Here is a 25,789-nt window from a genome sequence, read left to right as displayed (position 1 = left end):
CGTCCCCGGCCCCCGCCGTCCGGCGTCAGTCAGCGGCGGCGGCCGCGCCCGCGGCCCTCGTCGCGGCCCTCGCGGTCGTCCTCGTCGCGGTGCGGTCCCAGCAGTTCGTCCGCCAGCGTCGGCAGATCGTCCAGCGGGGTCTCCTCGGCCCAGTCGGGCCGCGGGCGCCGGCGGGGCGAGCCCTCCTCGTCGAGCTGCGGCAGTTCGCGCGTCCGGTCGTCGGCGCCGTCGGGACGCGCACCGCCCCGCTCCGCCCGTCCGCCCCGCTCGTCGCGGAAGAAGCCCGGCGGCACCCGGTCCGAGGGGCTGTCGTCCCGCACCGGAGGAAGTACGGCCGTCTCCTCCTCGGGGCCGTGGTCACGCACCGGCGGCAGGACCGCCGTCTCGTCCGCGGCGCCCGCCGGGACGGACGGCTGCGGCAGCTCGGTCGTCACCTCGGCGTCAGCCGACGGCCCGGCGGGATCGGCCGACGTCCGGGAGGACTGCAGGGGCTCCTTGTCCATCCGGACCGGCGGCAGCACCGCCGTCTCGTCGACCGGTCCGCCCGAGGCGTTGGTCGGAGTCACCACCGGCGTCGGCACGGTCACCGCCTCCGGCGGCGCCGCCGGAGCGGCGGCGGGCGGGCGGGGCGTCTTCGGGCCGACCGACGCGGCCGCGGCCGCCTGCTCGGCCGCACGCCGGGCCTGCTCGGCCCGCAGCAGCGCCTCCTCGGCCTTGCGCTGCTTCTCCAGCCGCCGGGTCTCGGCTTCGGCGCGCAGCCTGGCCTCCTCCTCGGCCTGCTTGCGACGCCGCTCCTCGTCCGCCTTGCGGCGGGCCTCCTCCTCGGCGCGGGCCTTCTCCTCCGCGAGGAGCCGGACCCGCTCCTCCTCGGCACGCCTGCGGGCCTCCTCGGCGCGCAGTCGGGCCTCCTCGGCCTGCCGTTCGGCCTCGCGGCGCTGCGCCTCCTCCAGCTCGCGCCGCTTGCGCTCCTCCTCCTCGGCGCGCAGCTTGGCGAGCTGCTCCTGGCGCTCGCGCTCCAGGCGCTCCTCTTCGGCCTTGCGGCGGGCCTCTTCCTCGGCCTTGCGGCGGGCCTCCTCCTCGGCCTTCCTGCGCGCCTCCTCCTGGGCCTTGATCTCGGCCTCGGAGAGCGGCAGCAACTGGTCGAGCCGGTGCCGGACGACGGTGGTGACGGCCTCGGGCTGCTGCGCCGCGTCGACGACCAGGTACCGCCCGGGGTCGGCGGCGGCCAGGGTGAGGAAACCGGAGCGCACGCGCGCGTGGAACTCCGCCGGCTCCGACTCCAGCCGGTCCGGCGCCTCCGTGAAACGCTCCCGGGCGGCCTCCGGCGACACGTCCAGAAGGACCGTCAGATGCGGGACCAGGCCGTTCGTCGCCCAGCGGGAGATCCTCGCGATCTCGGTCGGGGACAGGTCACGGCCGGCGCCCTGGTAGGCCACGGACGAGTCGACGTACCGGTCGGTGATGACCACCGCGCCGCGCTCCAGAGCGGGCCGTACGACGGTGTCGACGTGCTCCGCGCGGTCGGCCGCGTAGAGCAGCGCCTCCGCGCGGTGGGACAGCCCGGCGCTCGACACGTCGAGCAGGATCGAGCGCAGCCTCTTGCCCACGGGGGTGGCCCCGGGCTCGCGGGTGAGGACGACCTCGTGGCCCTTGGCCCTGATCCACTCGGCGAGCGCCTCGGCCTGGGTGGACTTGCCGGCGCCGTCGCCGCCCTCCAGAGCGATGAAGAAGCCGGTCGCGGCCTGCGAGGTGTGCGGGTCGTCGCCGCCCAGGAGCGCGTCCCGCAGGTCCTTTCGGAGGGGGACGCCGGAGCGGTCGTCGACCTTGGCGAGCACCAGGGCGGCCACCGGCAGCAGCAGCGCTCCGACCAGCATGAGCACGAACGCCGCTCCGCCGTGCGCGAAGACGAACCTGCCGTTCTCCAGCCGGTGCGGGCCGATGAGCGCCGCCGCCGGCGGGGCGAGCAGCGCGCCCAGCGCCACCAGGACCCGGACCACGGCGTGCAGGTGCTCGGTCGTCCGCGCGCGGCGGTGGTCCTCGGTCTCCTGGTCGAGCAGCGCGTGCCCGGTGTTGGCGGCGACGCCCGCGCCGACGCCTGCCAGGGTCACGATCAGCAGCACGCTGGTGACGTCCGGGATCAGGCCGGCGGCGAGCAGCGCCACGCCGGTGAAGGCGATGGCCAGGGCGAGCAGCCTGCGTCGCGACAGCGACACCAGCACCTTGGGGGCGGTGCGCACGCCGATGACGACGCCGCCGGTCAGCCCGAGCACGAGCAGCCCGTACAGGACCGGTCCGCCGCCCAGGTCCTTGGCGTGCAGCACGGCGACGGCGACGGCGGCGGAGATCGCCCCGGCGACCGCGGCGCAGGAGAGGACCAGCAGCGGGATCGCGCCCGTGCGGCCGCTGTCGACGCCGCCGGCGGTGCGGGGGCGGCGCAGGCCCTCGAGCGGCGACCGCGCGCGCGGGGTGCGCACCGCGGGCAGTTCGAGGAACGTCACGATGGACAGCGACCCGGCGAAGAGCCCCCCGGCGACGTACGAGGCGAGGGCCGCCTGGTGCTGGTCGAACCAGGCGACGCCGACGCCCAGGAGGTTGTTGAGCAACGCCGCGCCGACGAGGGCGACCGCGCCCAGCGGGATCGTCACGAAGACGGTGCGCAGCGACAGGCGACGCAGGGCGTCCATGTGGTCCGGCAACGGCCGCACCGTCGCGCCCTCCAGGGGCGGCGCGGGCAGCAGGGCCGGGGCGGCGCTCTCCCGGGCGACGGTCCAGAACCGTTCGGCGACGCCCGTCACGAACACGGTGACGAGCAGCAGGGGCAGTGCGTCGTCGGGGGTCCAGTCGATCCACAGGGGCGCGACGATCAGCAGCGCGGCGCGCAGACCGTCCGCGGCGACCATGGTCCAGCGGCGGTCGAGCGGGCCGTCAGGCGAGGTGAGCGAGGTCAACGGGCCCAGGAGGACCGCTCCGAAGAGCAGGGTGGCCAGAATGCGCACCCCGAAGACCGTCGCCACCGCGAACGCCACGCCGCGGTAGCCGCCTCCGAAGGAGGCCTCCGCGATGGCTGCTTGGAGGACGAGGAGGACGAGGACCAGAAGGGCGAGGGCGTCTCCCACACCGCCCACCAGCTGCGCACTCCAGAGCCGCTTGAGCTGCGGCTCGCGCAACAGTGCGCGCACGGCGCGCTCGCGGGAGTCCGCCACCAGGGCGTCGTCCGGGGCCGGGTGGTGGGCCGTTGGCTGCTCGGCTCGCGTCATGCTTTCAGCCTATCGGCCGCGGCTGACAGCCCATGGCCCCCGTCCGGACGTGCGACCGCCCCGACACCAAAGTGATGCCGGGGCGGTCGTCCCGTGAACGAGCTGTGCGGAAACCGTGTCGGATCCGCCCGCCTTTTCGTCCGAAAAGCGCGACATGCCGGAAAGAAGCGGTCCGTCCGGGCGAGGACCGCGGTCCGGGCCGGCGAGCGGGCCGGTCAGTCCTCCGACGTCGACCGGGCGGCCGTCGTCTTCGTCGCGGTGCTCTTCTTCGCCGTGGTCTTCTTCGCCGTGGTCTTCTTCGCCGTGGTCTTCTTCGCCGTCGTCTTCGCGGCCATCGTGGTCTTCTTGGCCGCGGCCTTCTTCGCCGGCGCGGCCTTCTTCGCGGTCGTCGTCTTCTTCGCCGGGGCCTTCTTCGCCGTCTTCTTGGCGGGCGCCTTGGCGCGCTTCTCCGCGAGCAGCTCGTAGCCGCGCTCCGGGGTGATCTCCTCGACGCTGTCGCCGGAGCGCAGGGTCGCGTTGGTCTCCCCGTCGGTGACGTACGGGCCGAAGCGGCCGTCCTTGACGACGACGGGCTTTCCGCTGACCGGGTCGGCGCCCAGCTCCTTCAGCGGCGGCTTGGCGGCGGCCCGGCCGCGCTGCTTGGGCTGGGAGTAGATCTCCAGCGCCTCTTCGAGAGTGATCGTGAAGAGCTGCTCCTCGGTCTGCAGCGACCGCGAGTCCGTGCCCTTCTTCAGATACGGCCCGTAGCGGCCGTTCTGAGCGGTGATCTCCTGGCCCTCCGCGTCCACGCCGACGACGCGCGGCAGGGACATCAGCTTGAGGGCCTCCTCCAGCGTCACGGTGTCCGGCGACATCGTCTTGAACAGCGAGGCGGTGCGCGGCTTCACGGCGTTCTTGCCGGTCTTCGGGGTGCCCTCGGGGAGCACCTCGGTGACGTACGGGCCGTAGCGGCCCTTTCTGGCGACGATCTGGTGGCCCGTCGCCGGGTCGGCGCCCAGCTCGAAGTCACCGCTCGGCGCGGCGAGCAGTTCCTCGGCCATCTCGAGGGTCAGCTCGTCGGGCGCCAGCTCTTCGGCGATGTCCGCCCGCTGGTGCCCCTCGGCGCCCTTCTCCCCGCGCTCGATGTACGGGCCGAAACGGCCGACGCGCAGCATGATGTCGTTGCCGACGGGGAACGACGACACCTCGCGTGCGTCGATCGCGCCCAGGTCGGTGACCAGTTCCTTGAGGCCGCCGAGGTGGTCCCCGTCGCCGTTGCCGGCGTCGGCGGCGCCGCCCTCGGCCGCTCCCTCGCCGAAGTAGAACCTCTTCAGCCACGGCACGGACTGCGCCTCGCCGTTGGCGATGCGGTCGAGGTCGTCCTCCATCTTGGCGGTGAAGTCGTAGTCGACGAGCCGCCCGAAGTGCTTCTCCAGCAGGTTGACCACGGCGAAGGACAGGAAGGACGGGACGAGCGCCGTGCCCTTCTTGAAGACGTAGCCGCGGTCGAGGATCGTGCCGATGATCGACGCGTACGTGGACGGCCGACCGATCTCGCGCTCTTCGAGCTCCTTGACCAGGCTGGCCTCGGTGTAGCGGGCCGGGGGCTTGGTGGCGTGCCCGTCGACGGTGATCTGCTCGGCGGACAGCGGGTCGCCCTGGGCGACCTGCGGCAGCCGGCGCTCACGGTCGTCCAGCTCGGCGTTCGGGTCGTCGGCGCCTTCGACGTACGCCTTGAGGAAGCCGTGGAAGGTGATCGTCTTGCCGGAGGCGCTGAACTCGACGTCCCGGCCGTCGGCCGCGGCGCCGCCGATCTTGACGGTGACGCTGTTGCCGGTCGCGTCCTTCATCTGGGAGGCGACGGTCCGCTTCCAGATCAGCTCGTACAGCCTGAACTGGTCTCCGGCCAGGCCCGTCTCCGCGGGGGTGCGGAAACGATCGCCCGAGGGGCGGATCGCCTCGTGGGCTTCCTGCGCGTTCTTGACCTTGCCGACGTACGTGCGCGGCTGGGCCGGCAGGTAGTCGGCGCCGTACAGCTGCGTGACCTGCGCACGGGCCGCGGCGACGGCGGTGTCGCTGAGCGTCGTGGAGTCCGTACGCATGTACGTGATGTAGCCGTTCTCGTACAGCTTCTGCGCGACCTGCATGGTGGCCTTCGCGCCGAAGCCGAGCTTGCGGCTGGCCTCCTGCTGCAGCGTCGTCGTACGGAACGGGGCGTACGGCGAGCGGCGGTACGGCTTCGACTCGACGGAGCGCACGGAGAACCGCGTGTTCTCCAGCGCGGCGGCCAGGGCGCGGGCGTTCGCCTCGTCGAGCGGGAGGGTGTTCGCGCTCTTGAGTTGTCCCAGGGAGTCGAAGTCGCGGCCCTGCGCGACCCGCCTGCCGTCGACGGACTGGAGGCGGGCGACCAGCGACGACGGGTCCGACGGGTCGCCGGCGCGGCCGGTCGCGAAGGTGCCCGTCAGGTCCCAGTACTCAGCAGAACGAAACGCGATGCGCTCGCGTTCCCGCTCGACGACGAGTCGGGTGGCGACGGACTGGACACGGCCGGCCGACAGACGCGGCATGACCTTCTTCCACAGGACCGGCGAGACCTCGTAGCCGTAGAGGCGGTCGAGGATGCGGCGGGTCTCCTGGGCGTCGACGAGCTTCTGGTTGAGCTGGCGCGGGTTGGCGACGGCGGCCCGGATCGCGTCCTTGGTGATCTCGTGGAAGACCATCCGCTTGACCGGGATCTTCGGCTTGAGGACTTCCTGGAGGTGCCAGGCGATCGCCTCGCCCTCGCGGTCCTCATCGGTGGCGAGGAAGAGCTCGTCGGACTCCTTCAGCAGGTCCTTGAGCTTCTTGACCTGCGCCCGCTTGTCGGCGTTGACCACATAGATCGGCTGGAAGTCGTGCTCGACGTCCACGCCGAGGCGGCGGACCTCGCCCGTGTACTGGTCCGGCACCTCCGCGGCGCCGTTGGGAAGGTCGCGGATGTGCCCGACGCTGGCCTCGACGATATAGCCGGGGCCGAGGTAACCCTTGATCGTCTTCGCCTTGGCAGGCGACTCGACGATCACGAGTCGGCGGCCGCCCTGTGCGGTCTCGCTGGTCGGGGACAACTTCGCTCTTCTCTCCGGTCGAGGCTGGGGCCTCCCCAGGCCTTGCTCCCGGGGTCGGGTCATGGTGACGCTGCGGAGTGTGACGGTACATCCCGCCCCCGTGTCAAACGGGAAAAGCCCGCAACGGCCACTCGAACGGTAACCCGACTACCGCCATTCCTGCCGCCCGGAGTGCCGACCGGCCCTTTTCCGCACGACCGCGGGGCTCTCTCCCCGTGATCGGCGTGAGCACCCTCACGCCGCCCGAACGCGCGTGCGGCGAGATCGACTCACAGGCGGGCCAGGCACCACACGCCGACCGCCAGTGCCGCGCACGAGGCCAGCAGCGCCAGAGCCGCCGATGCGACAGGGCTCACACCCTGGGCGACGGGTTCCCGGTGCCCCACCCGGACCGCCGTCCACACCAGCAGAGCGCCCCCGAACAGAGCGAACACCATTCCCGCGAAGATCATCGGCCCGTTCTCCATGGTCGCCTCCGCCCCCCTTCGTCTGCCCTGCCCGCCCGGGCTCCGGCCCGGCCCCGACCAGGACGCTGTCACGCGCGGGCGGCGATCCGGCGAACCCGAGGTGAACGCCTGGACTACGCACGGGGCGAACCCGCAGCGCCGGGGCGGAGAGGCCCGCACGGGGCGAACCCGCGGCCCCGAGGCGGAGAGGCTGACAGGCGAGGGCAGGGGCGGGAAGGGCCCGGCAGGCCAGGACAGGGGCAGCAGTGGGTCAGCAGGCGAGGGCAGGGGCACGCGTGGGCAGGGGCACGCGTGGGCGCAGGCATCCGGAAGACGCGGACTCGCCGAGACGCCGGGTCACACGGACGCGGGAGCGTTCGGCGGACTTCCGTGCCTCGACCCCGCCGAGACCGGTCCGTCCCGAGGAGGCGAAATCCGGCCGCGTCGCGGCATCACTGCGCCGGTTCGAGGAACCCCTGCTCCACCAACAGACGGATCTGGGCCGGGGTGCGGTCGCGCAACCGCACCGGGTCCTCGCCCACCAGCTGGGCGATCGCGTCGAGGATGCGGCCGGCGCTCAGCGAGCCGTCGCACACGCCCGCGAAGCCCGCGCCGACCGTGTCGACCTTGGTCGCCCGGCGCATGCCGCGGTGCTGGCGCAGCACCACGTGCTCCGGGTCCTCCGCGCCAGGGAGTCCCACCTGCTCCTGGACGACCTCCTCGACCAGTCGGAAGCGACCGGCGAGCAGAGCCGCGTCGTCGTGCGCACGGAGGTAGTCGAGCCGCTCGAAGTGCGCCAGGACCGCGTCGCCGAGCGGCTGTTCCACCGGGTGCGGCCATTCCTCCACGGTGATCACGGGCTCCGCTGCCGCCGTCCTGCGCAGCGTGATCCAGCCGAATCCGACGCCCTTCACCTTGCGCGCCTCGAACTCGTCCAGCCATGCGTCGTAGCGCGCCTGGTACTCGGCCGGGTCGCTGCGGTGGTCACCGGCGTCCCTCAGCCAGAGCTCGGCGTACTGCGTGACGTCCTGCACCTCGCGCTGCACGATCCACGCGTCGCACCCACGGGGCACCCACGACCTGAGCCTGTCCTGCCAGTCCTCCCCTTCCGCGTGCTGCCAGTTGGCGAGGAACTGCGCGAACCCGCCCTCGTTCAGCCGTTCCCCCGCCCCTTGAACGAGCGAGCGGCACAGATCGTCCCCGCCCATCCCGCCGTCCCGGTAGGTCAGCCGGGCGCCCGGCGAGATCACGAACGGCGGGTTCGACACGATCAGGTCGTAGGTCTCGTCGTCGCGCACCGGGTCGAAGAGCGAGCCCTCGCGCAGCTCGGCGGCCGGGGCGGCGGACAGCGCGAGGGTGAGGGCGGTGATGTGCAGCGCGCGCGGGTTGAGGTCGGTCGCCGTCACGCGTGTGGCGTGCTGGGCGGCGTGCAGCGCCTGGATGCCCGAGCCGGCGCCCAGGTCGAGTGCGGCCTGGACGGGTTTGCGCACGGTGATGCCGGCGAGGGTCGTCGACGCGCCTCCGACCCCGAGGACGACGCCCTCGTCGGCGCTGCCGATGCCGCCCGCGCCGCCGACCGCGCATCCGAGGTCGGACACGATGAACCAGTCCTCGCCGCCCGGACCGCCGTACGGCCGCACGTCGACGGTCGCGGCCAGCTCCTCCCCTCCCGTGGGGACCAGCCAGCCGCTCTCCACGCACGCGTGCACGGGCAGGAAGTCCGCCACGCGCGCGTGCGGCACCGGTTGCTGGAGCAGGAAGAGGCGCACGAGCGTCTCCAGCGGCGTGTCCCCGCGGGTCGCGCGCAGCGCCGGCACGGTCTCGCTGCGGGCCAGCGCCGCGTAGGCGGGGGCGCCGAGCAGGTCGAGCAGACCGTCCGCGGTGAAGGAGGCCGCGAGCAGGGCCTCCCGCAGCCGGGCGGCGACGTCGGGGCGGTCGGCGGAGGGCAGGGGCGACAGGGTGGCGTTACTCACGCCCCCCATTGTCTCCCGTCACCCCTCGGGCCGCTCCCGACCCGGCCCCTTTCGATCGCGCCCCGCTCAGCTCTTCGTCGCGCGGGCCGAAGCGGCGGCAGCCACCTTCTTGCAGCTGTCCTGCTTGGCCATGGCGTCCTTGACGTCGCCCTGCTCGAGGTTCTTCAGCGCGGTGTTGCCGCTCTTGCTGAGCTGGCCGAGATCGGTGGCGATGTCCTGCAGGCCGTCGGCGAACTTCCCCTGGTCCTTGGTGTCCAGGGCGTCGACCTGCTTCTTCAGGCCGGCGTAGGAGGTCGAGAGGGTCGTGAGCGCCGCGACGGCGTCCTTCTGCTTCTTCTCGCCGTTGTCGACGCCGGGCGGCGTGCCCGCCTTCTGGACGGCCTGTGCGAGCGCGTTGTAGGCGTCGGACATGTCCTGGAAGGCCTTCGAGTCGGTCTTCTGGACGTTCACCGGAGCGTTGTTGTCCGTGGCGGCCTGCTTGATCGCGGCGTTGGCCGCGTCGACCTTGGCGTCCTGCGCGGGCAGCGCGTCGCAGACCTGCTTGGCCCAGGCGTCGAGTTCCTTGTTGCCTTCGTCGCTGCTGCATCCGGACAGTGCCAGTACCAGTACCGCACCGCCGGACAGTGCGGCCGTGAGCTTCTTGTTCACCGGTTTGGTTCCTTCCATGGCTCTCGGCCCCGGAACATACACGCCAACCGGGCGACAACCCCAGAACGAATGACCGTTATGGAATCTTGTGAACCATTTGCACCATGAGAGAGAAGGCTCACGGCAGGGCCGCACCCACGACACGGCGGGCGGGCGACGCGTCAACCCGCGTCACCCGCCCGCCCTTTGAACTGGGCTGCAATGAGCCGCGCTAGGAAACCACCGCCGGATCGGCCGACTTGGACGCCCTGCCGGCGCTGTTCTCTTCGTCACCCATGGCGATGCCTCGGCGCTTGGAGACGTACACCGCGACCACGATGACGAGGAGCGAGAGGAGCGCGATCACGATCCGCACGCCGACGCTCTTGTCGTCGCCGTAGCTGAACTTGATCACCGCGGGCGCGATCAGGAGCGCCACGAGGTTCATGACCTTCAGCAGCGGGTTGATCGCGGGGCCGGCGGTGTCCTTGAACGGGTCGCCGACCGTGTCGCCGATCACCGTCGCTGCGTGCGCCTCGCTGCCCTTGCCGCCGTGATGCCCGTCCTCGACCAGCTTCTTCGCGTTGTCCCACGCGCCACCGGAGTTGGCGAGGAAGACGGCCATCAGCGTGCCGGAGCCGATGGCGCCCGCCAGGAACGCGCCCAGCGCCCCGACCCCGAGGGTGAACCCGATGAAGATGGGCGCCAGCACGGCGAGCAGCCCGGGAGTGGCCAACTCGCGCAGCGCGTCCCGGGTGCAGATGTCGACGACCTTGCCGTACTCCGGCTCCTCGCTGTAGTCCATGATCCCGGGGTGCTCGCGGAACTGCCGCCGCACCTCGAACACCACGGACCCGGCCGACCGCGACACCGCGTTGATCGCCAGCCCCGAGAAGAGGAAGACGACCGCCGCGCCCGCGATGAGACCGACGAGGTTGTTGGGCTGGGAGATGTCCATCATCAGGGTCATCGGCGCGCCCGATCCGGACAGTTTCTCGCCCACGTCGTGCGCGCCGGTCGTGATCGCGTCCCGGTACGACCCGAAGAGCGCCGACGCCGCCAGGACGGCCGTGGCGATGGCGATGCCCTTGGTGATCGCCTTGGTGGTGTTGCCGACGGCGTCCAGGTTGGTGAGCACCTGCGCGCCCGCGCCCTCGACGTCACCGGACATCTCGGCGATGCCCTGCGCGTTGTCGGAGACCGGCCCGAAGGTGTCCATGGCCACGATCACGCCCACCGTGGTGAGCAGACCGGTGCCGGCCAGCGCCACCGCGAACAGCGCCAGCATGATCGACGTACCGCCCAGCAGGAACGCCCCGTACACGCTGAGGCCGATCAACAGCGCCGTGTAGACGGCCGATTCGAGACCGACGGAGATGCCGGCGAGGACCACGGTGGCCGGGCCCGTCAGCGACGACTTGCCGATGTCGCGCACCGGTCGGCGGTTGGTCTCCGTGAAATAGCCCGTCAACTGCTGGATGACGGCCGCCAGCAGGATGCCGATCGCCACCGCGACGAGCGCGAGGAGGCGCGGGTCGCCGCTCTTGACCTGGATCGCCGCGTCGGTGACGCCGTCGAGGTCGGCGTACTTGCCGGGGAGGTAGAGGAACACCGCCACCGCGACGAGGACGAGCGAGATCGTCGCCGAGACGAAGAAGCCCCGGTTGATCGCCGACATGCCGCTCCGGTCGGCCCGGCGCGGGGCGACCGCGAAGATCCCGACCATGGCCGTGAGCACGCCGATCGCGGGCACCAGCAGCGGGAAGGCGAGTCCGGCGTCGCCGAAGGCCGCCTTGCCGAGGATCAGCGCGGCGACCAGGGTCACCGCGTACGACTCGAAGAGGTCGGCCGCCATGCCCGCGCAGTCGCCGACGTTGTCGCCCACGTTGTCGGCGATGGTCGCGGCATTGCGCGGATCGTCCTCCGGAATGCCCTGCTCCACCTTTCCGACCAGGTCGGCGCCGACGTCGGCGGCCTTGGTGAAGATGCCGCCGCCGACCCTCATGAACATGGCGATGAGGGCGGCGCCGAGTCCGAACCCTTCCAGCACCTTCGGCGCGTCGGCCGCGTACACCAGCACCACGCAGGCCGCGCCGAACAGGCCGAGCCCCACCGTGAACATGCCGACCACGCCGCCCGTGCGAAATGCGATCTTCATTGCCTTGTGCGAGACGGCGGTGAGATCCTTTTCCGGTTCGCCTTCCGCCGGCGTCGCTTCCCGTGCCGCCGCGGCGACACGTACGTTGCTCCGCACGGCGAGCCACATACCGATATAGCCGGTGGCCGCCGAGAACGCCGCTCCGATCAAGAAGAACAATGATCGGCCGGCCCGCTGTTTCCAGTCGTCCGCGGGCAGCAACATGAGCAGGAAGAAAACGACGACGGCGAATACGCCGAGTGTGCGCAACTGCCGGGCCAGATAGGCGTTGGCGCCCTCCTGGACCGCCGCCGCGATCTTCTTCATGCTGTCGGTGCCCTCGCCGGCTGCGAGCACCTGGCGCAGCAGTACGCCCGCGACCACGAGTGCGGCCAACGCGACGACCGCGATGACCACCACCAGGAGGCGGTTGCCGTCGGTCAGCTCCGCGGCTGCGAGGGTTGTCGGGTGATCCAACGGATGAGAGGTGGGAAGCCCCGCCATTCGTCCTCCTTGACGCTTGGGCTGAGCTCAAGATGTGGACGGATTGTAGGTACCGGCACCTGATCAAAACAGTGCCCGGCAAACGAAATTCACCTTTTCGTCAAGTAATGCCCTCAAGGCATTGATCGTGAATTGCTTCACGAATTGCAGTCGATTTCGATCGCCGCATGATTCACTTCGCGTGACCGTCTTCTCGTGACTGTGCTCTCGTGACTGTGTTCTCATGAACGACTTCTCATGATTCACTCCGCGAGATCACTGCAAGCATGCACGAGTACCCAGGTCCGCGCATGCCAAAGGGCCCCACCGGAGTGGGGCCCCTCAGAAGAGGCCGACTCAGAAGAAGCCGACTCAGAAGAAGCCGAAACGTCGTGAACGGCCCAGGTCAGTGCGGACGGCTCAGGTCAGCGTGGCCGTCACCGCAGCCGACGGCCAGGTCATACGGATCTGCCCGCCGTGCTCGCCGGCGGTGACCTCCACGTCGTCCACGAGGCCGCTGATGACCGCGAGGCCCATCTCGTCCTCCTCGGCCTCCACGTCCCCGCCGGAGCCTGGCGCCCGTTCGCCGGGCGCCGTACGCGGCGCCTCGTCGCCGACCTCGATGGAGAACTGCTTCTCCTCCTCGATCAGCAGCACCTTCACGGGCGCGGTGATACCACCCGTCTGGTGCAGTCCGACGGCCCGGGAGCAGGCCTCGCCCACGGCGAGTCGGACCTCGTCGAGGACGGCCTCGTCCACCCCGGCCCTGCGCGCCACCGCCGCCGCCACGAGTCGGGCGGTCCTGACGTGCTCGGGCAGCGCGCTGAAGCGGAGTTCAACGGTGGCCATGCGTCCCCCTCGGAACTACGGGCGTGCTGTCAGGGGAGCCGGGCCGCCGAGGCCCGGACCCCTTACGTTGTTCGACCATCCGTGCCGGGCCGCGCGGGCCCGGCAGGGGTGGTCAGTCGGTGGCAGCGACCGCTTCGTCGACCGAGGTGTGAATGGGGAACACCTTGGTCAGACCAGTGATGCGGAAGATCTTCAAAATACGCTCCTGGTTGCAGACCAGACGGAGCGAGCCCTCATGGGCGCGCACGCGCTTCAGTCCGCCCACCAGTACGCCGAGCCCGGTGGAGTCGAGGAAGTCCACGCCCTCCATGTCGACGACGAGGTGGAAATTCCCGTCGTTCACCAGCTCGACCAGCTGCTCGCGCAACTTGGGCGCGGTATATACGTCGATTTCGCCACCGACCTCGACGACCGTACGATCGCCGACGGTACGGGTCGACAGGGACAGGTCCACGGATCCTCCAGCACCTTGCTATCGAGCGGTCGTCCCTCGGAACACCTGAACAGGAGCCCCCGGGACGGTACGCCAGCCGCGATGGCATTCAATCACTTACCGGCAGGCGTGCACGACGCCTTGGCTCCATTGTCCGTCACGCCAGTGACACACTCGGTGCCGATGGCCAATAATCTCCGATCCGATCCATCCTCGCCCGAGACCGCGTCCCGCCTGTCTCCGGGCGCGGTCCTCGACCGGCTCGCCCCCGGACCGAGCCGGGCGTCGCGCATCACTCATACGGAGCACTTGCCCCCGCGTGCGGGCCGCCATGCCGTCTGGCCCGACCAAATTCGTTCCGAGGTCGTCGCGGCCGTGCAGGCCTGCGGCATCGAGCACCCCTGGGCCCATCAGGCGCGGGCCGCCGAGCACGCCCTCGACGGGGACTGCGTGGTAGTCGCCACGGGCACCGCGTCCGGCAAGTCGCTGGCCTACCTCGTACCGGTCCTCTCGGCCCTCCTGGACGGCTCCGAGGCCCCCAACGGCCGCGGCGCCACGACGCTCTACCTGGCCCCCACCAAGGCCCTGGCGGCCGATCAGTGCCGCTCGGTGAAGGAACTCGCACAACCTCTCGGCAACGCCGTGCGGCCGGCCGTGTACGACGGCGACACGCCGTTCGAGGAACGGGAGTGGATCCGCCAGTACGCCAACTACGTCCTCACCAACCCTGACATGCTGCACCGGGGCATACTCCCGTCCCACCCCCGCTGGTCCTCCTTCCTGAAGTCCCTGAAGTACGTCGTCATCGACGAGTGCCACACCTACCGCGGCGTGTTCGGCTCCCATGTCGCCCAGGTGCTGCGGCGGCTGCGCCGCCTGTGCGCCCGCTACGGCGCCTCCCCGGTCTTCCTGCTGGCCTCCGCGACGGCGGCCGAGCCGGCCGTCGCCGCCGGCCGTCTCACCGGCCTCCCCGTGGTGGAGGTCGCCGACGACGCCTCCCCCCGAGGGGAACTGGTGTTCGCCCTCTGGGAGCCGCCGCTCACCGAGATGGTCGGTGAGAAAGGTGCACCCGTCCGGCGTACTGCCACCGCCGAGACCGCCGACCTGCTGACCGACCTCGCCGTCCAGGGCGTGCGCACCGTCGCCTTCGTCCGCTCCCGGCGCGGCGCGGAGCTGATCTCCGTGATCGCCCAGGAACGTCTGGCCGAGGTCGACCGCTCGCTCGCCCGGCGTGTCGCCGCCTACCGCGGCGGCTACCTGCCCGAGGAGCGTCGCGCCCTGGAACAGGCCCTCCACTCGGGCGAGCTCCTCGCTCTCGCAGCGACCACCGCCCTGGAACTCGGCATCGACGTCTCCGGGCTCGACGCCGTCCTGATCGCCGGCTACCCGGGCACGCGCGCCTCCCTGTGGCAGCAGGCGGGCCGGGCGGGTCGCGCGGGTCAGGGCGCGCTGGCCGTGCTCGTCGCCCGCGACGACCCCCTGGACACCTTCCTCGTCCATCACCCGGAGGCGTTGTTCGACCGTCCGGTGGAATCGACGGTCCTCGACCCCGACAACCCGTACGTTCTCGCCCCGCATCTGTGCGCGGCGGCCGCCGAGCTGCCGCTGACCGACGAGGACCTGCCGCTGTTCGGCCCCGAGACCGAAGGCCTGCTGCCGCAGCTGGAGGCCGCGAAGCTGCTGCGCCGCCGCACGAAGGCCTGGCACTGGACGCGCCGTGAACGGGCCGCCGACCTGGCGGACATCCGCGGCCAGGGCGGTCGCCCGGTCCAGGTCGTCGAGACCGGCACGGGCCGGCTGCTCGGCACGGTCGACGCCGGGGCCTCCCACACCACCGTCCACGAGGGCGCGGTCCACCTCCACCAGGGCCGCACGTATCTCGTGCGCTCCCTGGACCTGGACGATTCGGTCGCCCTGGTCGAGGAGGCCAGCCCGCCGTACTCGACGGTCGCCCGCGACACGACGTCGATCTCCGTCCTGGAGACGGACGTCGAAGTGCCCTGGGGCCAGGGACGGTTGTGCTACGGGTCGGTCGAAGTGACCAACCAGGTCGTCTCCTTCCTTCGCCGGCGTGTCATCACCGGCGAGGTCCTGGGCGAGTCGAAACTCGACCTTCCTCCCCGTACGCTGCGCACGCGCGCCGTGTGGTGGACAGTCACCGACGACCAGCTGGACGCGGCCCGGATCAACCCCGAGATCCTCGGCGGGGCCCTGCACGCCGCCGAGCACGCGTCGATCGGCATGCTGCCGCTCTTCGCGACCTGCGACCGCTGGGACATCGGCGGCGTGTCGGTGCCCCTCCACCCCGACACGCTGCTGCCGACGGTCTTCGTCTACGACGGTCATCCCGGCGGCGCGGGCTTCGCGGAGCGGGCCTTCCACACCGCCGGCGCCTGGCTGACCGCCACCCGCCAGGCCATCGCCTCCTGCGAGTGCGACGCCGGCTGCCCGTCCTGCATCCAGTCCCCCAAGTGCGGCAACGGCAACGAGCCGCTGCACAAGAGGGGCGCGGTCCGCCTCCTCACGGAACTCCTGCGTGAGGCTCCGCAGGAGAAGACGACGGAGCCGGCCGCGGAAGGGTCGGGGGAACCGGCCGCGGAGGAGTCGGGTGAACCGGCCGGGCAGCAGACGGCGGAGCCGACCGGGCTGGAGGGGACGGGAGAGCCTCGGCAGGCCGAACCGGAAGTGCATCCGCAGGCGGAGGCGGAAGTGCGTCCCGAAGCGGAGATGTCTGCGGTGATGGAGGCACCGGACCTGCCGCAGCCTCCGGAGGTCCCGCCCGCGCCCTGACCTCGGCCGCGAACGGGCCACGTCCCGAAGCCGCCGTCACGTCCGAGATCTGGCCGATCACAGAGCACCGCACCAGCCGCGCACCTTGCGCCCGCGCCACCCGGTCCGCCCGGGCGCAGGCCCGGTCGGCGCCGTCCGGCCAGTGGTCGGCGGCCGCGAGCGCCGCGAGGTCGGCGCCGCCCGCGGCCCGGTGCCGGGTCGTCACAGCCTGCCCGAGGGCGAGGACCGCGCCGAACACCACGCAGAGCACGGCGATCGCGCCGACGCTCCAGACGGTGGCCGAGCCGCGATCTCCACCCCCACGGCGGCCGGCCGTGAGACGCCGAAGGCGAGCCCGGCGCTGTCCTGCGCGACGGAGGCGCCCGCCGAGGCCTTCCCACAGGCCGCGGAGATCGCTCCTCCCGCCTACTCCGACACCGCGACGACCTCTCCTGCCTTCGCCGGCGCCGTGACGACCCGTCGTGCCCGTCGTGCCCGACGTGCCTTCTCGGAGACCGCGAAGTCCCGCCCCGTCGTCTCCCGCGTGACGGAGGCTCCAACCGTCCGTCGAGAGGCCGCTCAGATGCCTCCCACTCTCTCCGTGGGGGCGGAGCAGCCCCCTGCCGTCCGCTCCGACGCGCCCGGGGCGGTTCATGACCCCGTCTCCGCGCCCGGGGTCGCCCCTGGGCCGACGACCACGCTTCCCGTGCCTCCTGGGTCGTCGACAGCGCTCCCGGTACCCCCTTGGCCTCCGTCGCCTCCGTCGCCTCCGTCGCCTCCGTCGCTTCCGTCGCTTCCGTCGCTTCCGTCGCCTGCGGTCCCCTGGTCGCCGACGGTCTCCTCCGCGGCGGCCACGGCCTCCTCCCGGACCTCGAAGGGCAGCCCGCGCAGTCCCGGCGGGTTCGCCACGACCACCACGCGAACCTGGTCGCCCTCCCTGCCGACGCTCACCCGCGCCCCGCGCGGCGCCGTGGCGCGGGCCACGGCGAGCACCGCGGCGTCCGGATCCTGCCGGGCCGCGGCCCGGGCGCCTGCCCTGGCCGCGTCCACGCACTGGATCTGGGCGGACACGGCGAGCAATCCCCAGACCAGCGACATCGCGAAGATCACCAGCACCGGCAGCACCACGGCCGACTCCGCCGTCACGAACCCGCGGTCCCCGCGGCCGCGCTGCCCTCGGCGCCAGCGCGAGCGCTCACCTCCGGGCCTACGCGCCCGCACTGAGCGCCCGCTTCACCAGCGCCTGCAGTTGCTCCGCGACCACATCGCTCGTCACCACCTGGTAGAGAAGCACCGCGAAGCCGACAGCCGCCACGATCCCCATCGCGTACTCGGACGTGACCATTCCCGCGTCCCGCCGGGCGCCCTGCGCCCCGCGCACCAGGGCGAACAGCCTGGCCCTCACCGTCCGTACCACCCGTGCCGTCATCCTGCTCATTTCAACCCCCGTGATTTCCGGTTGCGTTCGGCTGAGCTCAGGTCGGCTGAGCTCACGTCAGTTCTGTCGATCTCTCGTCTTCCGGCCGCTCATGCGCGTCGCGTCGTCGTCATGGCTCGCCTCCTTCCAGCACCCCGCCCGCCAACCCGAGCACGATCGGCAGCACCCCGACCGCGATGAAGGCGGGAAGGAAGCACAGCCCCACCGGCGCCGTGACCATGACGGCCGCCCGCCGGGCCCGAGCCGTCGCCGCACGCGCCCAGCCGGCCCGGGTGTCGGCGGCGAGCCGGGCGACGGGTGCGGCGGCCGGCAGACCCGACACGTCAGCCCGCTCCAGCAGCCCGGCCAGCGCCGCCGCGCCGGGCGTCGAGGCCAACCTCCGCCAAGCGGAGGCCGGTTCGCCGCCGAGCCGTACCTCGGCCGCACCACGCGCCAGCCCGTTCCCGACAGGGCCGCCCAGGGCCTCGCCGACCGCCTGTGCCGCGAACACCGGTCCAGCGCCCGCCGCGATGCATGCGGCCAGCAGATCCGCAGCGAGCGGGAGCTGTCGTGCGGCGAGCCTCACGTCGTCCTCGCTCGCCGTACTCGTGGCCCGCTGCCTCCGTCGCCACCGTCCCAGGCCCACCGCGCCCGTCAGCCCCAGGGCGAGCCCCGTGACACCGCCGACCGCCGCCCATCCGGCGCCCGCCACCAGCAGTTCGGGGAGCCACCGCCCTACGACCTCCCGCAGCTCGGGACGCCGTCTGCCCGGCATCGGCTCGAACGCCGAACCCGGCACGTCGTCCGAGGTCAACAGGCCGGCCAGTCGCCGACGGGCTCCGCGCACGCGGCGCACCGTCGCCAGCCGCCGCACCGACCACCACAGGGCCGACGCGATCCCCACGGCCGCCCCCAGCCTGTGGACAACTTCTCCGTTCACGCTTGCTCCGCCCACTCCGCCCACTCCGCCTGCTCCGTCCACTCCGTCCACATCGCCCGTGTCCCGTCTCCCGCGATCCCGGCCCGGACGCCCGGACCGTGTCTCGCTCTCGCTCACGTCGCCTCCGCCTTGCGCACGATCCGCAGCGCCCACCACGCCCCGGCGCCCTCCAGCGCTCCACCGACGAGCAGGCAGCCCAACCCCGCTCCGGTGTGCAGCAGGACGTGCAGGGGGTCGGCGCCCAGCGCGGCGCCCAGCAGCAGTCCCAGGACGGGCAGGCCGGCGAGCATCACCACCGTGGCGCGGGGCCCTGCCAACTGGGCCCGCAGGTCGGCTCGTTGGTCCCGCTCTGCGCGCAGCGCGGCTTCCAGACGATCGAGTCCGGCCGCGAGACCCGCGCCCTGGTCCACGGCAACCCGCCAACACGCGGCCAGCCCGAGCAGCCCCTCGGCGCCTGGCGACCGCGCGGCGAGCGCCAGGGCTCGTGGCACGTCACCGCCGAACCGCGCCGCTGCCAGCACCATGGGCTGTGCCTCGCCCAGGCCGCCCGAGTCCCGCGCGGCCCACTGCAACGCCTCCCCGGGCTGTCGGCCCGCGAGCACCTCCCCCGCCAGCGCCGCACACAGGGCGATCACCGCGTCGCCTCGCCGTTCCCCCGCCCGCCGCGTATCGGCTGCCCGCCGCGCCCGGCGCAGCAGGGGCACGGCGGCCGCCCCCGCGACGACCGGCAGTGCCGAGCCGCCCAGCACCGCGACGAGCAGACCGGCGACCGGCGCCCACCATTCGGGCCGCCACCGCCCCCTGAGCCTGCGCAGTTCGCCGACCAGTCGGTGCCAGGCCGGGGGCGGCGCACCGCCCACCGCTCCACCTCCGGCGAGCAGCAACTGCGCCCTCCTGGCCCCTGCGTACGGTCCGCCCGTCAGCCAGGCCGCTGCCCCGGCACAAGCCACGGCTGCAGCCATGGGCATCTCACTCATCACACCCGCCCACCCCTTCGTCACTGGTCACAGCCCTCTCTTCTCCCTCACCCGTCACAGCCCGCTCGTCTTCCTCACCCGTCCAACCGCTCCTCTCCCGCACAGCCTCATCGCGCCCATGCGTCGGCCTCCTCGCTCCGCAGCAGCTCGCGCAACTGCTCCCATCCCCGCTCGCGGGCGAAGGCCTCGGGCGTCCAGCGCAGTGCCGGCACGGTCCGCACCAACCCGGAGGGGTCCCGTTGCAGCACGTGCACCTCCGCGATCCGCCGTCGGCCGGCCGGGTCGCGTGCCAGGTGCAGGACCACCGACAGCGCTGCCGCCAACTGGCTGTGCAGGGCGACCCGGTCGAGCCCGGCCGCCGTGCCGAGCGCCTCCAGCCGGGCGGGGACGTCGCCGGCGGCGTTGGCGTGGACCGTGCCGCAGCCGCCCTGGTGGCCCGTGTTGAGCGCCGCCAACAGATCGACGACCTCCCGCCCTCGCACCTCGCCCACGACGAGGCGGTCCGGCCGCATCCGCAGGGCCTGGCGCACCAGGTCTTCGAGCGTGACGAGCCCCGCGCCCTCCTGGTTGGCGGGTCTGCTCTCCATGCGGACCACGTGCGGATGATCCGGTCGCAGCTCCGCGGAGTCCTCCGCCAGGACGATCCGCTCCCCGGGACCCACCAGGCCGAGGAGGGCACTCAGCAAGGTCGTCTTGCCGCTCCCCGTCCCACCGCTGACCAGGAAGGACAACCGTGCTCCCAGCAGGGCCCGCAGCACCCCGTCGCCGCCTGGCGGGACCGTGCCCGCGGCCACCAGTTCCTCGAGCGTGAAAGCGCGGGGGCGCGCGACGCGCAGCGACAGGCAGGTGCAGCCGACGGCCACCGGGGGCAGTACCGCGTGCAGTCGCGTCCCGTCCGGCAGCCGGGCGTCGACCCATGGGCGGGCGTCGTCGAGCCGTCGTCCGGCCACCGCCGCCAGTCGCTGGGCCAGGCGTCGCACGGCCGCTGCATCCGGGAAGGAGACGCCGGTCGGCTCGAGGCCGCCGCCGCGGTCGACCCACACCCGGTCCGGGGCGGAGACCAGCACGTCCGTCACCAGCGGATCGGCCAGCAGCGGTTCCAGAGGGCCGCTGCCGATCAGTTCGGAGCGCAGCTGCTCGGCCGCCCCGAGGACCTCCGCGTCGCCGAGGACCCGGCCCTGTTCGCGAAGGGCCTGCGCCACGCGCGCGGGAGTGGGATCGGCCCCGCTCTCGGCGAGCCACTGGCGTACGCCGTCCAGCAGCGCCCTGGCCTCTCCCGTCTGTCCGAGGCCGAGCGGCGTGTTCATGACCTGCCCGTCTCGGTCAGCGCCCGCTCCCAGAACTCCTTGCAGAACCGGGCGAGGGGCCCGCTCGCGGTCGCACCCGGGGGCGCCTTCCCGCCGTCCGGACGCAGCAGGCCCGTCTCGACGGGCACCTCGCCCGCCAGCGGCAACCTGAGCAGGCGGGACACCTCAGCGTCGTCGAGCCCGGATCCGTAGGGGCCGCGCACCGCCACTCGCAGGTCGCGCAGCACCATGCCGACGGCGGAGGCCACGCGACCGGCCGCGGCGACGGCTCGCAGTTCGGCGGGGACCACGAGGAGGCCCAGGTCGAGTTGGGCCAGCGCCTCGGCGCCCGAGTCGTCGATACGGCGTGGCAGGTCGACGACGACCGTGCCGCCCCCACGCCGGGCGGCGGCGAGCACGGCGCGTACGGCCTGGGGCGCGATGGCCACGCAGTCGCCGCGGTCCCAGCTCAGGACGCGCAGTGCGTGCAGCCGGGGCAGCGACTCCTCAAGTGCGCCGCCGCCGACTCGCCCCCGGGAGGCGGCGAAGGCGGGCCAGCGCAGGCCCTCGGCGCTCTCGCCGCCGAGGAGCACGTCGAGTCCACCGCCCAGCGGGTCGGCGTCCACCAGCAGCGTGCGCAGCCCTTCGCGTGCCGAGGTGACGGCGAGGGCGCAGGCGAGCGTGGACGCCCCGGCGCCGCCGCGGCCGCCGATCACGCCGACGGTGAGGGCGGGCCGGCCGATGCCTTCGGCGACGTCGGCGATGCGGTCGACCAGCCACTGCTCGCCGTCGGGAAGCATCAGGACGTGGTCGGCGCCGATCTCCACGGCGCGCTGCCACACCCCCGAGTCGTCCTGGTCGCGGCCGACGAGGACCACTCCACGCCTGCGGGCGGCCCCGCGGACTCGGCGTGCCGCGTCGTCGCCGACCAGGACGAGCGGTGCGGACTCCCAACTGCCCCGGCGCTCCGGCGGCGAGTGGTGCACCTCCGGTGTGGCGCCGGCTGCGGCGCACAGGCGCAGCAGATCGTCGAGGAGGTCCGGGTCCTCTGTGACGATCAGAGGCCTGCCGGGCCGCCTTCCGGCGGTGTGCGGCGGCTCGTGTGTGACGGCTCCGGTCATGATTTCCATCCCCTTCACTGCGGGGTCGAGCGGTGTCTGCGACCCCGTGATTCACCAATGCGCGGAGAACCGGTGTGCGGTCTCCGTATGAGCGACCACCGGAAACCGGCGGCGGGCATCCGGAAAACGGAACCGACCTTGCGAAGTCGGCCCGAGCGGAGGCGTGGGAATCACGGTGCGACGAACCCGGAAATCGTGTGGATCTTGGTGGAAAACTGTGGACGAGTGGACAGTTGTGAATATCGCCGTCACCCGAACCGGTGAGCACGGCGCCATCTCCTGTGCGACTCCCGCAGAGCAGTCCGACGACTACGCATCGTGACGGTTGGGGGGCATGCGAAAGAGGCGGGCGCGGCCGCTTCGGGACGGCGCACCCGCCGTGTTCAGAAGGAGAAAACCCACCCGGACATGCGACGACCCCCGCCGGGGGGGAGAGCGGGGGTCGTCTCCACGGCCGACTCGGGGGGGGAGGAGCCGGACCGGGTTAGCACGGTCGCGAACGATCCGTGACTTCCATGGTGTACCCGAGAGCCCTCTCAGGCAAACCCACGCGCCCACCTTACGCCGAATGGGCTGCCCCTATGCTCTTGGTTGTGGAAAACCACTCCTTGCCCCGCACAGCGGCCTTCTTTGACCTGGACAAGACGGTCATTGCGAAGTCGAGCACGCTCACCTTCAGCAAGTCCTTCTACCAAGGCGGGCTGATCAACCGTCGGGCGGCCTTGCGCACCGCGTACGCCCAGTTCGTCTTCCTAGTCGGCGGTATGGACCACGACCAGATGGAACGGACCCGCGAGTACCTGTCCGCCCTCGTGCGCGGCTGGAACGTCCAGCAGGTGAAGGAGATCGTGGCCGAGACCCTTCACGACCTGATCGATCCGCTGATCTACGACGAGGCGGCCTCGCTGATCGAGGAGCATCACGTCGCCGGCCGCGACGTGGTCATCGTCTCCACCTCGGGTGCGGAGGTGGTCGAGCCGATCGGCGAGCTGCTCGGGGCGGACCGCGTGGTGGCCACCCGCATGGTCGTGGGCGAGGACGGCTGCTTCACCGGTGAGGTGGAGTACTACGCATACGGCCCGACGAAGGCGGAGGCGGTCAAGGAGTTGGCCGCGTCCGAGGGCTACGACCTCTCCCGCTGCTACGCCTACAGCGATTCGGCGACGGACCTGCCGATGCTGCAGTCGGTCGGGCATCCGCACGCGGTGAACCCGGATCGGGCGCTGCGGCGCGAGGCGGTGGCGCGCGGATGGCCGATTCTCGACTTCCACCGTCCGGTGCGCCTCAAGCAGCGGATTCCCGCCTTCTCCGTGCCGCCGCGCCCGGCGCTCGTCGCCATGGCGGCCATAGGAGCGGCGGCGGCCACCGCGGGCCTGGTCTGGTACGCCAGCAGGCGCCGCGCGGCGACCGTCTGAGGCGGGCGCCGCGCACCACCCCACCCGCACACCGTCCGCCCGTCCACCCGCACGGCCGTCCGTCCGTCCGCGCCGACCCCTACCGGAATCGCGCCGCAATGACCGTTTACTTCCAATTCACCGTTATTTGAGAGTAAAAGTAAAGAACTGATGCCAGGGCTTCCGCTTGTCCGGGTCCTGGAGTACAAAGGACTCAACGGCCCGCGAGACCAAGGACATCCGAGAGGATCACCTTAACAACGCATTTGGCCCCACGGACCGCGCATGAGAACCAGGCACCCACGCGACGTCGACCCGTCGATTACGGGCCAGCCGCACCAGGTCACGGGCAAAGTCCCGACCTGATGGGCACATATCGAGGACGCTTGGTAACCAGGTGATCATGCCAGCGGCGGTACGAGGACTCGTACCGCCGCAACCCTTTGCAGGGCCCCCGCATGGGGGCCCTTTTCACGCGCAGCTCCACGCGCGCGGCATCCCGTCACACCGCTCCGCGCGCGTGCGGCCTCGTCACGCCGCTCCCCGCTGGAGCGCCTCGCACACCGCCGTCGACTCGCGGGCGCCCAGCTCCACGGCCTTCCCACAGTGGGCGATCCACGCCGCCATGCCGTCCGGCGTGCCCGACGCGTAGCCGTCCAGGGCCGCGAGATAGGCGGCGCGGCCGAGCTCGGCGTGGCCCACCTCGGCGGGGCAGACCGACTTGGGGTCGAGGCCGCTGCCGATCAGGACGACGCGCGCGGCGGCCCGCGCCACAAGACCGTTGTGTGAGGTGAAGGGGCGGAGCGCCAGAAGTTCCCCGTGCACGACCGCGGCCGTCACCAGGGCGGGCGCGGACCCTCCCGCGATGATCAGCTCGGACAGCCCCTCCAGACGGCCGGCCAGCTCGTCCGCGCCCGGCAGGGGCAGCTCGATCAACGGTTCGTCGACCGCCTCCCCGGCATGGCGCGGACGCCCGACCTCGTCACCGTCGCTCGCCGCGGCGACGAGGTGCAGGCGCGCCAGCACCCGCAGAGGCGACTGCCGCCAGATGGACGGCAACTGGCCGGCCTCCGCGGTGAGCCGCAGCGCGGCGCCCATGACGCGCGCTTCGCCGTCGACGCCGAAGTCGCTGCGTCGGCGCACCTCCTCCAGGGCCCAGTCCGCCCCGGACAGCGCCGCCGAGCCGCGGGCTCCGCGCAGGGCGGCCTCGGAAGTGACCGCGCCGCTGCGCCGGCGCATGACACGGTGCCCGTAGACCCGGTCCACGGCCTTGCGGACGGACTCCACGGACTCGGCCACGCCGGGCAACGAGCCCAGGGCCGCGAGCGGATCGGCGGACGCGCCTGTCGTACTCATGAGTACGACACTACGCAACCGGTGCCCGCACCCCACGAAGGAGTGGTCTTCTTCACGCACTCCTGTCACATACAGCTATATGGTCACTACGCTTGGTGAACATGAAAATTGCTTTCGTCGGGAAGGGCGGCAGCGGCAAGACGACGCTGTCCTCGCTGTTCATCCGTCACCTCGCCGCCGTCGGCGCACCCGTCATCGCGGTCGACGCGGACATCAATCAGCACCTCGGACCCGCGCTCGGCCTCGACGAGTCGGAGGCCGCCGAACTGCCCGCGATGGGCGACCGGCTGCCGTTGATCAAGAACTATCTGCGCGGCTCCAACCCGCGCCTCGCCTCCGCCGAGACGATGATCAAGACGACGCCGCCCGGCGAGGGCTCACGCCTGCTGCGGGTGCGCGAGGACAATCCGGTGTACGACGCGTGCGCCCGGCCGGTGGAACTCGACGGCGGCGCCGTCCGTTTGATGGTCACGGGGCCTTTCACGGAAGCCGACCTGGGGGTCTCGTGCTACCACTCCAAGACCGGAGCGGTGGAGCTGTGCCTGAACCACCTGGTGGACGGTCGTGACGAGTACGTCGTGGTGGACATGACCGCAGGCTCGGACTCCTTCGCCTCCGGCATGTTCACCCGATTCGACATCACGTTCCTCGTCGCCGAACCGACCCGCAAGGGAGTCTCCGTCTATCGCCAGTACAGGGAGTACGCCCGCGACTTCGGCGTCGAGCTGAAGGTCGTCGGCAACAAGGTGCAAGGCCAGGACGACGTCGACTTCCTCCGCGCCGAAGTCGGCGACGACCTGCTCGTGACGGTCGCGCACTCGGACTGGGTACGTGCGATGGAGAAGGGCCGACCGCCCCGGTTCGCGCTCCTGGAGGACGCCAACCGTCGCGCGCTGGACCTTCTGCGCACGACAGCCGACGCGACGTACGACAACCGGGACTGGGAGCGCTACACCCGCCAGATGGTCCACTTCCACCTCAAGAACGCCGAGTCCTGGGGGAACGAACGCACCGGGGCAGACCTGGCAGCACAGGTCGACCCCGGCTTCGTCCTGGGGGAAGGCGTCTCCGCCGCCGCCTCCGTGTGACGGATTCCGCCGTCGCCCTCCGGCAGGCGCCCCGTCGGCGGCGCCTGCCGTGACCGCCGCGGACCGGCGCAGGCACCGGTGCCTGCGCCCCAAAGGGAGAGGGGGGGGGGGGGGGAGAGTGTTGGGCGAGGTGTGTTGTTGGAGGTGGGGGGC

Annotated in this window: 17 protein-coding genes and 2 pseudogenes; 3 read left to right on the top strand and 16 right to left on the bottom strand. The window is 72.0% G+C overall.

The annotated features are described in order from the left end of the window. Positions 1–29: 29 nt before the first annotated feature. The 8 genes from tmk to bldG form a co-directional block, all read right to left on the bottom strand. A complete protein-coding gene (gene tmk / locus ABT300_RS16050) occupies positions 30–3,257 on the bottom strand; it encodes a dTMP kinase (RefSeq protein WP_351675613.1) in 3,228 nt (1,075 codons plus the stop codon). A gap of 215 nt (positions 3,258–3,472) precedes the next feature. After that, the gene (gene topA / locus ABT300_RS16045) at positions 3,473–6,340 is read right to left on the bottom strand and encodes a type I DNA topoisomerase (protein ID WP_351675610.1); all 2,868 of its coding nucleotides are present in this window, start codon (positions 6,338–6,340) and stop codon (positions 3,473–3,475) included. A 269-nt stretch (positions 6,341–6,609) separates the two neighbouring features. Then, positions 6,610–6,807, bottom strand: coding sequence for a hypothetical protein (locus ABT300_RS16040; RefSeq protein WP_351675608.1), 198 nt, complete (start codon positions 6,805–6,807; stop codon positions 6,610–6,612). A 431-nt stretch (positions 6,808–7,238) separates the two neighbouring features. Continuing rightward, on the bottom strand, positions 7,239–8,768 hold the full coding sequence (locus ABT300_RS16035) for a DUF7059 domain-containing protein (RefSeq protein ID WP_351675605.1): 1,530 nt from the start codon (positions 8,766–8,768) through the stop codon (positions 7,239–7,241). A gap of 57 nt (positions 8,769–8,825) precedes the next feature. Continuing rightward, positions 8,826–9,425: a small secreted protein gene (locus ABT300_RS16030; RefSeq protein WP_351675602.1), complete on the bottom strand. Its 600-nt coding sequence runs from the start codon at positions 9,423–9,425 to the stop codon at positions 8,826–8,828. A gap of 193 nt (positions 9,426–9,618) precedes the next feature. Then, on the bottom strand, positions 9,619–12,027 hold the full coding sequence (locus tag ABT300_RS16025) for a sodium-translocating pyrophosphatase (protein ID WP_351675600.1): 2,409 nt from the start codon (positions 12,025–12,027) through the stop codon (positions 9,619–9,621). A 399-nt stretch (positions 12,028–12,426) separates the two neighbouring features. Beyond that, a complete protein-coding gene (locus ABT300_RS16020) occupies positions 12,427–12,855 on the bottom strand; it encodes an ATP-binding protein (RefSeq protein WP_351675598.1) in 429 nt (142 codons plus the stop codon). A gap of 112 nt (positions 12,856–12,967) precedes the next feature. After that, a complete protein-coding gene (gene bldG, locus ABT300_RS16015; protein WP_009189842.1) occupies positions 12,968–13,309 on the bottom strand; it encodes an anti-sigma factor antagonist BldG in 342 nt (113 codons plus the stop codon). An 81-nt stretch (positions 13,310–13,390) separates the two neighbouring features. Here bldG and ABT300_RS16010 point away from each other — a divergent pair, with 81 nt between their 5' ends. Continuing rightward, complete coding sequence (locus ABT300_RS16010; protein WP_351675596.1) at positions 13,391–16,078, top strand: DEAD/DEAH box helicase; 2,688 nt, start codon at positions 13,391–13,393, stop codon at positions 16,076–16,078. On the opposite strand, the pseudogene ABT300_RS16005 reads toward ABT300_RS16010, so the two are convergent. The 7 genes and pseudogenes from ABT300_RS16005 to ssd form a co-directional block, all read right to left on the bottom strand. Beyond that, positions 16,032–16,334: pseudogene (locus ABT300_RS16005) on the bottom strand (Rv3654c family TadE-like protein); the annotation flags it as partial. The gene ABT300_RS16010 and the pseudogene ABT300_RS16005 sit on opposite strands and share 47 nt — an antisense overlap. Before the next feature lie 548 nt (positions 16,335–16,882). Next, a pseudogene (locus ABT300_RS16000) lies at positions 16,883–17,278 on the bottom strand (TadE family type IV pilus minor pilin); the annotation flags it as partial. After that, positions 17,265–17,486, bottom strand: coding sequence for a DUF4244 domain-containing protein (locus ABT300_RS15995; protein WP_452990081.1), 222 nt, complete (start codon positions 17,484–17,486; stop codon positions 17,265–17,267). The pseudogene ABT300_RS16000 and the gene ABT300_RS15995, both read right to left, overlap by 14 nt. Before the next feature lie 118 nt (positions 17,487–17,604). Continuing rightward, positions 17,605–18,414 (bottom strand): type II secretion system F family protein, encoded by an 810-nt coding sequence (locus ABT300_RS15990; RefSeq protein WP_351675594.1) that lies wholly within the window; start codon positions 18,412–18,414, stop codon positions 17,605–17,607. A 113-nt stretch (positions 18,415–18,527) separates the two neighbouring features. Then, positions 18,528–19,376 carry a type II secretion system F family protein gene (locus tag ABT300_RS15985; protein WP_351675591.1) on the bottom strand — a complete coding sequence of 283 codons (849 nt, stop codon included), beginning with the start codon at positions 19,374–19,376 and terminating at the stop codon, positions 18,528–18,530. A 122-nt stretch (positions 19,377–19,498) separates the two neighbouring features. After that, positions 19,499–20,698, bottom strand: a complete 1,200-nt coding sequence (locus tag ABT300_RS15980) for a TadA family conjugal transfer-associated ATPase (protein WP_351675588.1) — start codon at positions 20,696–20,698, stop codon at positions 19,499–19,501. Continuing rightward, a complete protein-coding gene (ssd, locus tag ABT300_RS15975) occupies positions 20,695–21,798 on the bottom strand; it encodes a septum site-determining protein Ssd (protein ID WP_351675586.1) in 1,104 nt (367 codons plus the stop codon). The genes ABT300_RS15980 and ssd overlap by 4 nt, the downstream gene beginning before the upstream one ends. A 581-nt stretch (positions 21,799–22,379) precedes the next feature. Between ssd and ABT300_RS15970 the strand changes: the two genes are divergently transcribed. Beyond that, entirely contained in the window at positions 22,380–23,213 is an 834-nt protein-coding gene (locus tag ABT300_RS15970) for an HAD family hydrolase (RefSeq protein ID WP_351675584.1), read from the top strand. Positions 23,214–23,723: 510 nt separating this feature from the next. Here ABT300_RS15970 and ABT300_RS15965 read toward each other — a convergent pair. Beyond that, positions 23,724–24,548 carry a Fic family protein gene (locus ABT300_RS15965; RefSeq protein WP_351675581.1) on the bottom strand — a complete coding sequence of 275 codons (825 nt, stop codon included), beginning with the start codon at positions 24,546–24,548 and terminating at the stop codon, positions 23,724–23,726. A 101-nt stretch (positions 24,549–24,649) separates the two neighbouring features. On the opposite strand from ABT300_RS15965, the gene ABT300_RS15960 reads away from it, so the two are divergent. Continuing rightward, entirely contained in the window at positions 24,650–25,636 is a 987-nt protein-coding gene (locus ABT300_RS15960; RefSeq protein WP_351675579.1) for an ATP-binding protein, read from the top strand. The last annotated feature ends 153 nt before the right edge of the window (positions 25,637–25,789 follow it).

Source organism: Streptomyces sp. NPDC001027 (assembly GCF_040299045.1).
GTDB lineage: Bacteria > Actinomycetota > Actinomycetes > Streptomycetales > Streptomycetaceae > Streptomyces.
The sequence above is the reverse complement of the archived record's forward strand: the minus strand, read 5'-3'. Positions and strand labels throughout refer to the sequence as shown.